The sequence below is a fragment of the Roseovarius sp. 217 genome, from assembly GCF_000152845.1.
Taxonomy (GTDB): domain Bacteria; phylum Pseudomonadota; class Alphaproteobacteria; order Rhodobacterales; family Rhodobacteraceae; genus Roseovarius.
Map to the genome: position 1 here is coordinate 131,079 of NZ_CH902587.1, position 14,793 is coordinate 145,871.

At 59.6% G+C, this 14,793-nt stretch carries 20 protein-coding genes; 12 read left to right on the plus strand and 8 right to left on the minus strand.

Translation table 11 applies throughout. From position 1 onward, the window contains the following. The 6 genes from ROS217_RS22875 to ROS217_RS22895 form a co-directional block, all read left to right on the plus strand. Window positions 1–265: SHOCT domain-containing protein (locus ROS217_RS22875; RefSeq protein WP_009820187.1), on the plus strand; the 265-nt coding region annotated here is incomplete at its 5' end. A gap of 451 nt (window positions 266–716) precedes the next feature. Next, window positions 717–1,295: a L,D-transpeptidase gene (locus ROS217_RS22880; protein ID WP_040652290.1), complete on the plus strand. Its 579-nt coding sequence runs from the start codon at window positions 717–719 to the stop codon at window positions 1,293–1,295. 32 nt (window positions 1,296–1,327) lie between these two features. Then, complete coding sequence (locus tag ROS217_RS22885; RefSeq protein ID WP_009820189.1) at window positions 1,328–1,786, plus strand: c-type cytochrome; 459 nt, start codon at window positions 1,328–1,330, stop codon at window positions 1,784–1,786. 421 nt (window positions 1,787–2,207) lie between these two features. Then, window positions 2,208–2,960, plus strand: a complete 753-nt coding sequence (locus ROS217_RS25080; RefSeq protein WP_368072263.1) for a multicopper oxidase family protein — start codon at window positions 2,208–2,210, stop codon at window positions 2,958–2,960. 121 nt (window positions 2,961–3,081) lie between these two features. After that, window positions 3,082–3,522: a multicopper oxidase domain-containing protein gene (locus ROS217_RS25085; protein WP_368072264.1), complete on the plus strand. Its 441-nt coding sequence runs from the start codon at window positions 3,082–3,084 to the stop codon at window positions 3,520–3,522. Continuing rightward, window positions 3,504–3,998 carry a c-type cytochrome gene (locus ROS217_RS22895; RefSeq protein ID WP_009820192.1) on the plus strand — a complete coding sequence of 165 codons (495 nt, stop codon included), beginning with the start codon at window positions 3,504–3,506 and terminating at the stop codon, window positions 3,996–3,998. Before ROS217_RS25085 ends, ROS217_RS22895 begins: the two co-directional genes overlap by 19 nt. Window positions 3,999–4,201: 203 nt before the next feature. On the opposite strand, the gene ROS217_RS23855 is transcribed toward ROS217_RS22895, so the two are convergent. Further along, window positions 4,202–4,408 carry a heavy-metal-associated domain-containing protein gene (locus ROS217_RS23855; protein WP_009820193.1) on the minus strand — a complete coding sequence of 69 codons (207 nt, stop codon included), beginning with the start codon at window positions 4,406–4,408 and terminating at the stop codon, window positions 4,202–4,204. 137 nt (window positions 4,409–4,545) lie between these two features. Between ROS217_RS23855 and ROS217_RS22900 the strand changes: the two genes are divergently transcribed. The 6 genes from ROS217_RS22900 (at window position 4,546) to ROS217_RS22925 (ending at window position 10,870) form a co-directional block, all read left to right on the plus strand. Further along, on the plus strand, window positions 4,546–7,065 hold the full coding sequence (locus ROS217_RS22900; protein WP_009820194.1) for a heavy metal translocating P-type ATPase: 2,520 nt from the start codon (window positions 4,546–4,548) through the stop codon (window positions 7,063–7,065). 13 nt (window positions 7,066–7,078) lie between these two features. After that, window positions 7,079–7,501, plus strand: coding sequence for a Cu(I)-responsive transcriptional regulator (cueR, locus tag ROS217_RS22905; RefSeq protein ID WP_009820195.1), 423 nt, complete (start codon window positions 7,079–7,081; stop codon window positions 7,499–7,501). Between the two features lie 11 nt (window positions 7,502–7,512). Further along, entirely contained in the window at window positions 7,513–7,929 is a 417-nt protein-coding gene (locus tag ROS217_RS22910; protein ID WP_009820196.1) for an ion channel, read from the plus strand. A 99-nt stretch (window positions 7,930–8,028) separates the two neighbouring features. Continuing rightward, window positions 8,029–8,898 (plus strand): DUF305 domain-containing protein, encoded by an 870-nt coding sequence (locus ROS217_RS22915; RefSeq protein ID WP_009820197.1) that lies wholly within the window; start codon window positions 8,029–8,031, stop codon window positions 8,896–8,898. 1 nt (window position 8,899) lies between these two features. Further along, a complete protein-coding gene (locus ROS217_RS22920; RefSeq protein WP_009820198.1) occupies window positions 8,900–9,673 on the plus strand; it encodes a MauE/DoxX family redox-associated membrane protein in 774 nt (257 codons plus the stop codon). An 87-nt stretch (window positions 9,674–9,760) separates the two neighbouring features. Continuing rightward, entirely contained in the window at window positions 9,761–10,870 is a 1,110-nt protein-coding gene (locus tag ROS217_RS22925) for a permease (protein WP_007121398.1), read from the plus strand. Here ROS217_RS22925 and ROS217_RS22930 read toward each other — a convergent pair. The 7 genes from ROS217_RS22930 to ROS217_RS22960 all read right to left on the minus strand — a co-directional run bounded on the left by ROS217_RS22930 (window position 10,867) and on the right by ROS217_RS22960 (window position 14,696). Next, window positions 10,867–11,607, minus strand: coding sequence for a cytochrome c biogenesis CcdA family protein (locus ROS217_RS22930; RefSeq protein WP_040652296.1), 741 nt, complete (start codon window positions 11,605–11,607; stop codon window positions 10,867–10,869). The two genes, ROS217_RS22925 and ROS217_RS22930, sit on opposite strands and share 4 nt — an antisense overlap. After that, window positions 11,604–12,095 carry a hypothetical protein gene (locus tag ROS217_RS22935; protein ID WP_007121400.1) on the minus strand — a complete coding sequence of 164 codons (492 nt, stop codon included), beginning with the start codon at window positions 12,093–12,095 and terminating at the stop codon, window positions 11,604–11,606. The genes ROS217_RS22930 and ROS217_RS22935 overlap by 4 nt, the downstream gene beginning before the upstream one ends. Then, window positions 12,092–12,796 carry an SCO family protein gene (locus ROS217_RS22940; RefSeq protein ID WP_009820200.1) on the minus strand — a complete coding sequence of 235 codons (705 nt, stop codon included), beginning with the start codon at window positions 12,794–12,796 and terminating at the stop codon, window positions 12,092–12,094. Before ROS217_RS22940 ends, ROS217_RS22935 begins: the two co-directional genes overlap by 4 nt. Next, entirely contained in the window at window positions 12,796–13,086 is a 291-nt protein-coding gene (locus ROS217_RS22945; RefSeq protein ID WP_007121402.1) for a hypothetical protein, read from the minus strand. Before ROS217_RS22945 ends, ROS217_RS22940 begins: the two co-directional genes overlap by 1 nt. A gap of 82 nt (window positions 13,087–13,168) precedes the next feature. Continuing rightward, complete coding sequence (locus ROS217_RS22950; protein ID WP_007121403.1) at window positions 13,169–13,681, minus strand: TlpA family protein disulfide reductase; 513 nt, start codon at window positions 13,679–13,681, stop codon at window positions 13,169–13,171. Beyond that, window positions 13,678–14,274 carry a DsbE family thiol:disulfide interchange protein gene (locus ROS217_RS22955; protein ID WP_009820201.1) on the minus strand — a complete coding sequence of 199 codons (597 nt, stop codon included), beginning with the start codon at window positions 14,272–14,274 and terminating at the stop codon, window positions 13,678–13,680. The genes ROS217_RS22950 and ROS217_RS22955 overlap by 4 nt, the downstream gene beginning before the upstream one ends. Beyond that, window positions 14,271–14,696, minus strand: coding sequence for a c-type cytochrome (locus ROS217_RS22960; RefSeq protein WP_009820202.1), 426 nt, complete (start codon window positions 14,694–14,696; stop codon window positions 14,271–14,273). Before ROS217_RS22960 ends, ROS217_RS22955 begins: the two co-directional genes overlap by 4 nt. Window positions 14,697–14,793: the final 97 nt, after the last annotated feature.

The window sequence follows — 14,793 nt, forward strand, 5'->3', positions numbered from 1 at the left end:
CGCGCTCGCTGATCATGCGGACAGTTGGGGCGACAGTTTCGGTCACATGATGTGGGGAGGTGGATTCGGCATGGCTGGCGGTTTGATGATGCTGTTGTTCTGGGGGGCGATCATCGCACTGATCATGTTGGCCGTCCGTGGCTTCTCGGCCGGGTCTGGCTCTGGCGGCAAATCGGACGCGGCAGACATTCTTCGCGAACGCTATGCCCAAGGTGAAATTGACGAAGAGGAGTACGAGCGCCGCAAGGCGAAACTCGAATTGTGACGCCAAGGCTGATGCTTTTGATGCCCACCGAACTATGAATCATTAACTATCGACCTTCCCGCCATGGAACGCTGTGTCCACTTAGGGAACGGCCGAATGATTGGGAAATCGGACAGGTTGTTTTCGCCTTCGGATTCGACACCGCAGTGTTCCAAACCGTGCTGCCCATGAGGGTTTCAATGTTCCATGGATGCATATTGCGCGCCGTTCGTGTTCACAGGCCTCGCATTCAGGTCATTTTGGCACGGCAACAAATCGCATGATGTCAGTAACCCGAAGGTAGATATTTGAGGATCACCAGCTAGTGACAGCCGGGTTCGCGCGCACTTTTTTGCGATGCTACGAACTGATACAAAATTCACTGTTATGTCAGACGAACTCGCTTGACCCTCCAGTGCTGGAAGGCGGTTTATGCACACCTGATAGGCAAGAAATCAGGAGCAAGAATGCCATGGTAGAGCAGGCACCCTTTGTAATCCATAGACGTCGTTTCGTACTGGCTGCGGCGGGCGGCGTAATCGCGTTGGCTGCGCCGTCGTTACTCCGGGCGCAGGAAGCGGAAACGACGCGTCGGAACTTATCGTCTTTCCGCACGCACGAGTGGCGGGACCATTTCGAGACTCTGGACAAAGGTATCATCATTTCGGATACGATCACGAAAGTGTTGCAGCATTGGACCGCCGATGGCGAAATGCGAATCTATCCGACATCGGTTCCCCTGACCGATGAGTTGACAAAGCGGGGCTATACCGAGGTTGTCGAAAAAAGGGAGAACCCGAGCTGGGCGCCAACGCCGTCGATGCGTGAGCGCAACCCCGAATGGCCAGCACTTATTCCAGGCGGAGACCCCGCCAATCCGCTGGGCACCCGTGCGCTCTATCTGTCTTGGCAGTATTACCGGATCCACGGAACGCAGGATACTCGGAAGATCGGGCGCAAGTCGTCGAACGGATGTATTGGCCTCTACAATGAACATATCGAGGAAGTCTTTGACAGAACGGCGGTGGGAACACAGGTCAAATTGATCTGAAGTGGACAGATGGCTGCGAGGGACCGTAGATAATGAACAAGGCACTTCTGGCCGTTGTGGCCTTTCTGTTGGTCGGCGGCTTGGCGATTTATTGGAACACCTCCCCATCTGGTCAACAGGCGGCCGGTCACTCGATGGTGCCACCGGACACAAGCGGCGTGGCCCGAGGGGCCCCCATCGTGGAGGTTTCGGTGCCGACGGACCTGTCAGCGAATGCACAGATCGGAAAACGCCCATTCGAGGCGAAATGTGCCGAATGCCATGGCACCAACGCAGCAGGTCAGAATGGTGTTGCGCCGCCACTTGTGCACAAGATCTATGAGCCTTCACATCATTCGGACATGGCTTTCGTTCTAGCGGCCAGGAACGGTGTCCGGTCGCATCACTGGAATTTCGGGAATATGCCGCCGGTCAAGGGACTGACAGACGCTGACGTCAAGATGATCACGCAATTCGTCCGGGAACTCCAAGAAGCGAATGGCATTTTCTAACAGATTGAAGGGTGAAATTTTTTTACGGGGAAGTTGACCAATCGCCACCGACCGCGACTCTTCCAGAGCTTCTTGCCGTGCGCGGCTGGACCGTCGCAGACCTGAACTATGATTTGCTCGGCAGCTTGACTCGGCAGGGCGACGTGTTCGGTGGAATTCGGCGCGGTCGTGTAAACCGAAACTCGGTTCCTCCCTATTTGCGGCTTGCCTGCGGTGTCGGTCAATCTTCTGGCTATCAGGTTGCTGAAAGCAGCAGAGACGATCACCTTACGGGTGTTGCAGCCGAACTACGATCAATGCGACGGGGCGCGCCAGAGCTCCATACTATTTAAGGCTAGGAGAGAACATGATACGACGGGATTTCCTTTTGCGTAGCGCTTCGGCGGCCGCTGTCCTTCAATTGCCCAGAGCGGGGCGCGCCTTGACGCCTCAATTTGACGAATTCAAAGCTCAGGTGAGCGCGGTCCAGCTCGCGCCGCCGCCTTATCCAAAGACAGAAATATGGGGCTATGACGGCATGATGCCCGGCCCGGAGTTGCGGATCGCGCAGGGTGCCCGCGTTCAGCGAAAGTTACTGAACGCGCTGCCACAGGCAAGCTCGGTCCACTGGCACGGAATCCGGATCGACAACGCGATGGACGGCGTCGCCGGGCTGACCCAAGCCGCCGTCGAACCGGGCGAGAGTTTCGATTACGACTTCGTTGTACCTGATGCCGGAACCTATTGGTATCACGCCCATGCGAGGTCCATCGAACAGGTCGCCCGAGGGCTTTACGGCGCGCTGATTGTTGAGGAAGCGGAAGCTCCGGAAGTGGATCGCGAGGAGGTTCTGATCCTGGACGATTGGCTTCTCGATCCCGAAACCGCACAGATCAATCCCGACTTCACCTCTGCGCATTCCCGCAGCCACGCAGGCCGCATGGGAAATTTCGTTGCGACGAACGGACAGTACGGTCTTGCGATCGATGTGCGTCAGAATGAACGGCTTCGACTGCGTCTGATCAATGCGGCCAACGCGCGGATCTTCGTCGTTGATATCGCCAGGAATGGAAGGCTGGACCATCGCGTTGGACGGGATGCCACTGGCGCAACCCCAGAGGCTCGGCGAACCCCTCATTCTCGGCCCCGGCCAGCGCGCCGATCTGATCGTCGACGTGACTGCCGACTCCGGTGAAACGGCCCATCTGGTGCGCCTCGACAATGGGGAAGGTATGTCACAGGTTGCCCTTACCGTGACCGGTCGGGCGTCCGCCGTACGCCGGGATGACCCCCCTGCCCTGCCGAGGAATGCGAATATGGATGTTCCGGGCCTAGACAATGCGGTTCCCGTTCGCCTTAACATGGAGGGCGGTGCGATGGGCCGGATGCAATCGGCGGTCTTGAACGGTGAACGGAAATCCTTCCGCGATCTGGTCGACGAAAACGAATACTGGGCCTTAAACGGCACCGTCGGAATGCCCGATGCACCGCATGCCGGTCTCGCTCTCGGGCAGACCGTCAAGCTTGAGATTAGCAACGACACGTCCTTCCCGCACGCGATGCACTTGCACGGGATGCATTTCCGCGAAATCGGCGAGGATGGCACATTGGGGCCGCTCCGGGATACGATAACGATGTTCCGAGGGGAAACGCGGACCGTTGTCTTTGTCGCCGATAATCCAGGCGACTGGCTGTTTCACTGCCACATGCTCAGCCACGCGGCCGCCGGCATGATGACATGGATGCGAGTGACGTGATGCGAAGATACCTGATGCTGTCGGTGATTTTTCTGGGCGGTGGCGGAGCCGCAGCCTGGCTCATGAGCACGGCCGGTGTGCAGACCGAATCTACGCCGGAAGCCGCCGACATTGCACAGGGTGAAGATCTTTACAGAGAATATTGCGCGGCCTGCCATGGCGCCGATTTGGAAGGACAGCCGGATTGGCGGTCGGCCGGACCAGATGGCGTCCTGCCTGCACCGCCGCATGACGAAACCGGTCATACCTGGCATCATCCCGATGGCGTGCTGTTTGACTACACCAAGCTGGGCGGCAAGGCCGCTCTTGCCCTCCAAGGGGTCGAGTTCGAAAGCGGCATGCCCGGGTTCGGCGACCAGCTGTCGGACGCCGAAATCTGGAACATCATCGCTTACATCCAATCAACGTGGCCGGAGCGTCAGCGCGCTATTCAAGCCGAACGAAGTGCTGACCAGCGACAGCAGGAAGGCAACTGAACCGCGTCCGAGAAAGGCGCTGAATATCTTTGGGTCGAGGAAAAGTTGGACTGGTTGTCGAGCGAAGGTGTGGCGCAATCGAGTTACCGCCCATCCACGGACGCATCCATTTGGTCGAGTGCGCTTAATCGACTTGGCACGACAGGACGCTGGGTACGTGATCCGGCAAGTTTTGCACCAGTAATTGCAGTCCCAAGGGTTATTCAGGTCGCGGCTGGCGCCGACACATCGTATCCTGCGTTTTGGATCGCTTCCGACACCGCCCTGACGCTGAGAAAACTCTCGACCGAAACGGTATGCGTGCTCAAGTCGCACGAAACGGTCGCAGTTGGGTCAATAGACCTAATCGCCTTGTCAATTGTTGCGGTGCAATGCCCGCAACTCATTCCCGGAACTGTGAAGCTGCTCATATACGTCTCCTTCTCTCTTATCTTCAGGTGGGCGCTTCCAGCGGAGGAAGGTCAAGGGCAAAAAAATATTCTGAAAAGCTTGACCTTCCAGTTGGTGGAAGCCCTAGATATCTTACCCAGAGACGAAGGAGACGCTCATGCCAATCACACAAGACCTGCGGGTCTCTGTCCAGAACATGTCCTGCGCATCATGTGTCGGTCTGGTCGAGCGCGCGCTCTCGGCGCTGCCCGGGGTCGAAGAGGTCAATGTGAACCTTGCGGCCGAAACTGCGCAGGTCCGAATCGACTCGGAAACCCGGATACCGGAGCTGATCGACGCGCTGGATCGGGCCGGCTATCCCGTCCGGACGCAGACTATTCGCCTGAACGTCTCGTCCATGTCCTGCGCGTCCTGCGTCGGCCGTGTCGATAAGGCGCTGGCGGCAGTGCCTGGCGTTCTGGAGGTCAACGTCAATCTCGCCTCCGAGACCGCAACCGTGACCTATGTCGAGGGCGCGATGAAGATCTCCGATCTAATGAAAGCTGCCACAGACGCCGGCTACCCTGCTGAACCGGCGGACAGTGTCTTGCCCGAGGAGCACAGCGCCCGCAAGGCAGGCGAAGCGCGCGATCTGGCCCGTAAGACCGCATTCGCGGCGACATTGGCGCTGCCGGTTTTCCTGCTCGAGATGGGTGCACACCTAGTGCCGGGGATGCACGAGATGATCGGCCGCACCATCGGTCACCAGACAAGTTGGATGATCCAGTTCGTACTGACGACAGTTGTGCTGTTCTGGCCCGGACGCCACTTTTACGCCAAGGGCTTCCCCGCGCTTCTGAAGGGCGCGCCCGACATGAACAGCCTCGTCGCCGTTGGCACCGGCGCAGCCTATCTCTATTCTCTTACCGCGCTCTTTGCGCCTGCGCTGCTGCCCGTGGCGTCCCGTGCCGTTTACTTCGAGGCAGCGGCAGTCATCGTCGTGCTGATCCTTCTGGGCCGCTGGATGGAGGCGCGCGCCAAGGGCCGCACCGGTGCCGCGATCCAGAAGCTTCTTGGCCTTCAGGCCCGCACCGCGCGAGTTCTGGTGGACGGGGAGCCGCAGGACGTCGCCATCGAACGGATCGGCACCGGCGATATCCTCGTTGTGCGTCCCGGCGAACGCATTGCGGTGGATGGGGAGGTCACGCAAGGCAGCGCCCATGTCGACGAGAGCATGATCACCGGAGAGCCGGTTCCCGTCTCCAAGTCCGAGGGTGATCCGGTCACCGGCGGCACCGTCAACGGCACCGGCAGCTTCCAGTTCCGCGCCACACGTGTCGGCGCCGACACGACGCTCGCGCAAATCATTCGCATGGTGGAGCAGGCGCAGGGCGCCAAGTTGCCGATCCAGGGCCTGGTGGACCGGATCACGCTGTGGTTCGTGCCGGCGGTCATGGCACTGGCCGCGTTGACCGTTCTGATCTGGCTGCTGTTCGGCCCCTCGCCCACCCTGTCCTACGCGCTTGTGGCCGGGGTCTCGGTCCTCATCATAGCCTGCCCCTGCGCCATGGGACTGGCCACGCCGACCTCGATCATGGTCGGTACTGGGCGCGCAGCCGAGATGGGCGTGCTTTTCCGCAAGGGCGACGCGCTGCAACAACTGACGTCGGTGAATGTTATCGCGCTCGACAAAACCGGCACCGTCACCCAAGGGCGCCCCGAACTGACCGATATGGTCCTGGCCGACGGGGTCGACCGGGCCGACATCCTGGCACTGGTGGCGGCGGTCGAGACGCAGTCCGAGCATCCCATCGCCGAAGCCATCGTGCGCGCGGCCCAGGCCGAGAACGCGGCACGTCACGACGTCGAGAGCTTCGAATCCATCACGGGCTACGGCGTTCGGGCCAAGGTTGCCGGCCACGAGGTGCTTGTCGGTGCAGATCGCCTGATGGTCCGCGAAGGACTGAGCATCGGGTCGCTGGCCGAGGCGGAGGGCCGCTTGGCCGTGCTGGGCCGCACGGCATTGTTTGCCGCGGTGGATGGCAGGGTTGCAGCGGTCATCGGCGTGTCCGATCCGGTCAAACCCGCCAGCGCGGCCGCCATTGGCGCGCTGCACCGCCTCGGGCTGGAGGTCGCTATGATCACCGGCGACAAGCGCGAGACAGCCGATGCCATCGCACGCGAAACCGGCATCGACCACGTGATCGCCGGCGTTCTGCCCGATGGAAAGGTGGCCGCACTAAACGAGCTTCGCCAAGGGGGCCGACGGATCGCCTTCGTCGGCGACGGCATTAACGACGCCCCCGCGCTGGCACATGCGGATGTCGGTATCGCCATCGGCACGGGAACCGATGTGGCCATCGAATCCGCCGATGTGGTGCTGATGTCGGGCGATCTGCGCGGCGTGGTCAACGCCTTTGAAGTATCAGGCCGCACGATGCGCAACATCCGTCAGAACCTGTTCTGGGCGTTCGGCTACAACGTCGCGCTGATCCCGGTGGCTGCGGGTGTGCTCTACCCCACGTTCGGCTTGTTGCTCTCGCCAGTCCTGGCTGCCGGAGCCATGGCACTGAGTTCGGTCTTCGTGCTGACCAACGCCCTTCGGCTACGCAGGGTCCATCCCATCATGGAAGAAGCCAGAGCGCGCGGTGGTGAAGAGGCCACTTTGCTATCCCCTAACCCTGTCGCCGCTGAATAAGGAGAACCTGATCATGAATATTGGAGATGTCGCCGCCCTTTCTGGCCTCCCAGCCAAGACGATCCGATACTACGAGGATGTCGGGCTTGTGAAGCCTCTTCGCAGCACGAACGGCTATCGCACATTCCGTGAAAGCGATGCGCACAAGCTCGCGTTTCTCGGCCGTTCCCGGGCGCTCGGCTTCAGCATTGAAGACTGCCGCAACCTTATTGCTCTGTACGAGGACGAAAAACGCGCCAGCGCCGAAGTCAAGGATATCGCCGAGCAGCATCTTGAACGGATCGACGACAAGATTGCGGAGCTGAAGGAAATGCGCGCGACGCTAGCACATCTAGTGGACGCCTGTGCCGGGGATCACCGCCCGGATTGCCCAATCCTCGCCGATTTGGCAACGAAACACCGCGGCGAAGAGCAACTCAAGAATACTGCGTTGTAGGGTGCGAGCGTTTGGCTTGGGCGATCCTCTTTGCGATTGTGCTCTTCGGTTTGAGCGGACTTGTGCATGTCCGTGCGATGAGTTTCGTCATGACGGCCACCAAACGCACTCCATTCACACAATCAAGCCGCCTCTTATTTGCCCTCTATACACTCGCGACCGCCCACATAGGTGAAGCCGGGCTCTACGCACTGGGTTTCAGTTTCGGCGAGTTCTTAGGTATTGGCGGTTTCGCTCAAGATAACGTCGATTCATTCATGGATGTTTTCTACTTTTCCGTCGTCAATTACTCCTCTCTGGGGCTTGGCGATATTTATCCCACGGGTCATTTGCGCTTTCTTGCCGGCATCGAGGCCCTGAATGGCTTTCTCCTCATCAGCTGCTCGGCCTCTACAATCTTCCTCGTGGTCACGAGAAAGATGGATTAGGAGCGCCACAAAACCTCACCCGAAAAGAGTTGGAACCCTCCATCGCTGGAAGGTTGTTGATGTTCTGAACGGGGATGGAACAAGCGAAAGGAGCACGTCATGTCATATTGGAGATTTGCCGCCATGATCGCGACCTCGACGGTCGTGATGTTCGGGCTGATGTATCTCAACACCTATCTTCTGACCCATGTTTTCTGGTCCGAAACCCGAGCCTATATGGCGCTGTTGATGGGCGCGACGATGGCGATCATCATGTTGGCCTTCATGCTTTCAATGTATTCGAGCAAGACCGTAAATGCCGCTATTTTCAGCGGTGCCGTCGTCGTGTTCGCCGCCTCGCTCTGGCTCGTACGAAGCCAGGTCACGGTGGGCGACACCAGCTACATGCGCGCGATGATCCCACACCATTCGATCGCGATCATGACATCGAGCCGCGCCGATATCTCGGATCCGCGCGTGCGCAAGCTCGCGGACGAGATCATCTATGCGCAAGACAAGGAAATCGCGGAAATGCGCTATCTGATCAACGATATCGATGCATCCGGCGACACATCCGAGACTGCAAGTCTCGAGAGCCCCCGTATCGTGAGCTTGGATCAAGCCCTGTCAACAGCAAACGTCGCAGTGCTCGACCCCGGCTTCCTGACGAAAGAGGATATCGCGCAGCTTCTGCCGAATGGCGCGGTGTGCACATTCAACTATACAACCGGCAGTCCGGCCTCACTGGCATTGGGTGAGATCGATGGCGCAGCCGTCGGGCTCGTCAAGCTGAGCGGCGATCTCGTCCGGGTCGAACAGAATGCAGCCGGCGAATTGGGCACAGAAGGCCTGTCGATCCGCCTTGGCGTTCCCCAAGACGGTGCTGCGCTCGAAACCGCAGGTACCGAACCGGTCGATGCGACTCTGACGATCGAGCTCGATGCCGGTCTGACCGCCGGATTCCGGGGATTCTACAGTTGCGGGGCATGACATGAAGCACCAGTCAAGCACCCAAGCGCAGTCGGCGACGCTGTACCGCATGGTCATGCCGGGCCACCTTTGCCCCTACGGTCTGAAGTCCAAAGACTTGCTGGAGAGGCAAGGGTATGAGGTTGAGGACCACCATCTGACCACGCGTGAGGAAACCGACGCGTTCATGGAAGAGCACGGCGTCGAAACCAGCCCGCAAACCTGGATCGGGGACGAGCGGATCGGTGGATATGACGACCTTCGGGTCCATTTCGGCATCGATGCGCCGGAAGACGAACGCTCGGACACGTCCTACCAGCCCGTGATCACGATCTTTGCCGTCGCGTTCCTGATGGCGCTCGGTTTGTCGTGGTACAGCTTCGAGAACATTTTCACCCCCCGCGCCCTGGAATGGTTCATCTCGATCTCGATGTGCTTTCTGGCCGTACAAAAACTTCAGGATGTCGAAAGCTTTTCGACCATGTTCCTGAACTACGACCTGCTGGCGCGTCGGTGGGTACGATATGGCAAAATCTATCCGTTCGGAGAGGCTTTCGCAGGTATCCTCATGGTCGCTGGGGCGCTGACCTGGCTTTCGGCACCGGTGGCCTTGTTCATCGGCACTGTTGGCGCAGTATCGGTTTTCAAGGCGGTCTATATCGACAAGCGTGAATTGAAGTGCGCCTGCGTCGGCGGCGACAGCAACGTACCGCTCGGCTTTGTCTCGCTCACAGAGAACCTGATGATGATGGTCATGGGGATCTGGATGCCGATCAGGGTCTATCTGATCGGCTGAAAGGCGGGTGCCGTTTTCATATCCCTCGGACTCGTTCTCCCGATAGATGCGCAAGTCGGACAGCACTGCGAAAAAGGGTCAAGCTGAATGGACCAGATAATCGAAGCATTCACGACCGGGGCGGGCATGCTCTGGAAGGCGCTCTGGGCGCTCATCTTCGGGTATATCATCTCCGCAGGCATCCAGATTTTCGTGACACGGGATCAGATGGCGCGTGTTCTTGGCGACCGTGGTGCCAGGAAGGCAGGCATTGCCGGCTTCTTTGGGTTTGTGTCATCGTCCTGTTCCTTCGCGGCTCTTGCCGCGTCGCGTTCGATCCTCGTGAAGGGTGCGCATCCGGTCAATTCGATCGCCTTCCTGATTTCATCGACAAATCTGGTGATCGAGCTTGGAATCGTCCTTCTGGTCCTGCTGGGCTGGAAATTCATGGTGGCAAATTTCATGCTTGGCATCCTGATGACGATCTACGCCTATGCCCTCACCCTGATATGGCTTCCAAGGTCGTTTGTCGAAAGCGCAAAAGAGCATGCGGAGAAGGCCCAGTCCGACGAAGGTATGGACAGGGACCAGACCATGAAGGGTTCGTTCCGCGACAAACTGCTGTCCCGCGAAGGATGGGACCGGATCGCCCGCGCTTTCTTCATGGAATGGAAGATGGTCTGGAAGGAGATCCTCTTCGGCTTCACGGTCGCGGGTTTCATTTCCGTCTTTGTGCCGCAGAGCTTCTGGAACGCGATCTTTCTGGTCGGAGATGGCGGTGCGCAGGACGCGCCGGGCTTCCTGATCGTTCTTGAAAACGCGCTGGTGGCACCGGTCGTGGCCTTCTTCACCTTCATCGGGTCGATGGGCAATGTCCCCCTGGCTGCGATGCTCTGGTCGCGTGATGCGTCGTTCGGAGGCGTGATCGCCTTTCTCGGAGCCGATCTTGTTGCTGCCACGGTGATATGGGTGCACGCAAAATATTACGGCTGGCAGTATGCGCTCTATCTTTCAGGCTTGCTGTACCTGTGCATGGTCGCTGCGGGAATTACGGTGCATTACCTGTTCGCTCTCGTAGGGATGATCCCGACCGAGCGGCCTTCGCTTCAGGAAATGGTCCGGTTCAGCATCGATTACACGTTCTTCCTCAACCTGATCTTTCTTGTCATCGGGTCAGCACTGATCTGGCTTCACATCAGGAATGCCGAGGAAGACTAACCGATTGAGGCCAAAAATGGGAAGGTTCCCAGAAGCCAGTAGGCAAACCGGGACAATTGGCCGGTCATGATGGCAACGCCCATGATGATCATGGCGACGCCCGCGCCCTTGTAGAGCCAGCGACCGGCTTTGCCGATCTGTCTGACCCGTGCGGCGATGGCGTCGGTGAACAGCGCGGCCAGCAGGAACGGCACGCCCAGCCCTGCGGAATAGATCGACAACAGCCAGATGCCGTCCGACATACCGCCGGATGTCGAACTGAGCGTCAGGATTGCGCCGAGGATCGGCCCGATGCAGGGCGTCCATCCAAAGGCGAAGGCCAAGCCCAGGACGTAGGCTCCAAGCGGGCGACCCCCCGGAATGTCGAGTGTGAAGCGGGTGTCACGCGAGAACGCTTCCAGACGGAAGGCACCCAGCATGACCAGTCCGAACAGGATGATGATCGCCCCGCCCAGATAGTTGAGCTCAGTGCGCCAAGTCAGCAGCAACGACCCGAGCGCGCTGGCCCCGGCCCCCAACGCGACAAAGACCGTGGAGAACCCCAGAACGAAGCAGGTGCTTAGGCCAAGTGCCCCGGCGCGTGCCCGCAGGCCGACCGATCGCGTCGTGCGCAAATCCGGCTGGCCTGCGATGTAGGAAACATAGCCCGGAACCAGTGGCAGGACGCAGGGTGACAGGAAGGAAATGGCCCCCGCCAGAAAGGCCGCGAAGATGCCGATGCCGGAAATATCCATCATGCTTTATGCTCGGCGCTGAAGGGTCGCGCCGCCCACCAGAAGGCAATCAGCGGGATTACGATCCATTGCAGCACGGGCGACAGCCCTGCATCGAGGACCGGAATGATCGGCATCAGGTCCGAATAGGCCCAAGCCGCGCGGATCACGATGTTGAGCCATTCGCTGAACAGCGTATATCCCAACCCGAACACCACCGTCAGGACGGTTACCGAGCGTCGCGTCGGAGCCACGAAGGGCCAGCCACGGCCGGTCAGCATCAAGGCAAGCACCAGCGCGCTCATGGCAATCAGGATGTCGCCACCCGTGCAATGAACCGCGGCGAAGACGATCTCACCCCAGGTGCCCTCGTTCCAGATCGTGTAGAGCGGCATATGGGCGAACTCCCAGATCAGATTGGCCGGGATGATTACCGAAAAATACCGACGTAGCGCTGTCAGGGATATTCCATCCGCCGAAGATGGCATGACGCCAGTCGCGGTGACACTCATTGAAACACCCCTGTCACCCGGTCCCACCAACTGCGTTCCCGGCGTCGATGCTGGGCATTGTTGATCAACTCGCTGACATAGAGGATCAGGTTCACATTCTTGAAATCCATGCCATGGAACTTTGCGGCGAACCGCCCGCCGATATCCACGACATGGGTGACCGCACCGTGCATCATCATGTCGCTGTCGGCGGTCGTGGTGAACTCGAGCCCATAGTCCCGCGCCACAAGGCGCGTCGCGTCGTCGCTCTGATCGGGCCGTTTGGTCAGAATGACCCAGTTGCTCGGATCGAGCCCATGCCGGTCCGCGTAGTCGCGCAGAACGTCCGGCGTGTCATTCACGGGATCGGTTGTGATCGAGATGAATTGCACCAGATCCCTCATCGGCCCGTCGTTGATCGAAGCCTGGACCGCCACGATCTTTTCCGCATGGAGCGGGCAGATATCCGGGCAGTTGGCGTAGATGAAATGCAGGATGACGACCCTTTCGCTGAAATCCGCCAAGCGCACAGGATTGCCCTCCGCATTCTGCAACTCGAAATCCGGGGCCTGTGCCGCGTCGATGGCCTGGAAGTATGGCTCCATCTCGAACATCCGGGCATCCAGATTTTCACCCGGATGATCGGCGGAGGCCGGAAAGGCGATCGTGGCCGCAAATGTCGCCAAGGCGGCGCGCCGGGTCAGATAGACAATCAACTGCATCACCTTTCGGATTGATCGGGCTTGCCACCACCCGCATCGTCGCATTTCCCGCCGGACCCGCCCTTCATGCACAGACCAAGCCCGCACATCGCGGCACAGGGTGCCAGCGAAACCAAGACAGGCGCGAGACCGATCGCGGTGAGCCATCCCCAGTTCAGCGCCATGCCGCCGCCCATAACGGTTGCCGCACCGACGAACAGCAGTCGTCTGCGCGTCAACCACCGGGGCCAGTTGCCTGCGCTTTCGATGTCGGCGGCACCCGCATCGTTGGAAGATGATATGTCGGTCATCCGGAAAATCCTTCTGAAGTTTGAGTACTGGTCATTCTGATAACTGGGCGGTCAAGGGCGGGCGGCGCTCTTTCAGGGGCGCTTATTCGATAAAGCCTCGCAAGAAGGAGACCATCTCGGGATCATCCCATTCGGCCGGGCCGACCAGTCTCCCAAGCTCCCGCCCCTGCGCGTCGATCAGGATCGTTGTCGGCAGACCGACGGTGCGCAGCGCGGTCATCGACAGCATGGTCTTGTCGACATACATCTTGAGATTGTTGACACCGATCTCGTCGTAGAACCGCCGCACGACGGGCGACCCGGCCCTGTCGATGGACAGGGCGACAACCTCGAAACGGTCGCCGCCAAGTTCCGCCTGAAGTGCATCCAGCGTCGGCATCTCTTCCCGGCAGGGGACGCACCAGGTTGCCCAAACGTTCACGAGGATCACCTTGCCACGAAAATCCTCCATGTCCCCACGGCTGCCGTCCTCGGTCTCGTAGCGCACATTGATCACCGGCTGCGGCGTGTCGTGCAGTGCGAAGCCTTGCGGCCCGGCAAACGCCGTGCCGACGGACAATGCCCAGACGAGCAGCGCCGTTTTGAGATATTTCATGGCGTTGGCTCCTTGCCGGCTTGGGTTTTCAGATCACGGACGATCGGCAAAAGGGTTTCCTCCAGAATCGCTCGCGTGATGGGGCCGACATGGCGGTAGGCAATGGTGCCGTCGGAAGTGATGACATAGGTTTCAGGCACGCCGTAAACACCCCACTCGATGCCCGCACGTCCGTTTATGTCGGCCCCGATGCGGGTGTAGGGATCACCCAGTTCGTCTAGCCAGGCGCGCGCCTGTTCGGGCGGATCCTTGTAGTTGATCCCGTAGAGCGGCACTTCGCCCGTGGCGCTCAATTCCATGAATAGCGGATGTTCGGCGCGGCAGGGCACACACCACGAGGCAAAGACGTTCACCAGCGAAACATGGCCGATCAGGTCCTGCGTCGAAAGACCTTCCTCGCGGCCGAGCACCGGAGCGAGTGCAAACTCCGGTACAGGCTTGTCGATAAGCGCGGACGGCAGATCATCGCCCTCGCTGAAAAGCCCCCAGCCAAACAGGACCATAAGGGCCAAAGCCACGACGGGCACCAGCACAAAGCCGAGATTTCTCCGGCGGGGCGTGGGAACAGTCATATTGTCACGATAGCTGGTCATGGCTGTGCTTGCTGGTCCTCGCGGGTCCGCTCACTCTGAAAGGCACGTTCTTTGTCGGGCCAGGTGCTCTTGATGTAGTCGACGATCGACGTGATTTCGTCATCTGTCAGTACGCCCTCATATCCGGGCATGTCGCTTTCATAACCGGCCCCGACAATCGCCGCCGGTCCGCGTTTCACGATGTCGAACAATACGCGGTCCGTATGATGCCAGGTATGACCCGACGCATCATGCGGCGGGGCAGGCAATCTGCCGTTCGGCAATCGGGTGCGCCAATCAGGCTGCCCCTCCAGGTTTGCGCCATGGCAACTGGCACAATTCTCCTGATAGAGACGCTCGCCCATGCGCAAGTCGCTCTCCGCCGAAACGTGAGAGACCGTTGTGGCGAGCAAGACCGCGGCGAGCCTAATGGTGTTTTTCATGTCGCTTGTGCCTTCTTCTGGCTATCCAAATACAACGAGAGTGCGACTATCGATGCCACGACAAGCAGGACGCACGCCCCCAGACCAATCCCCATCG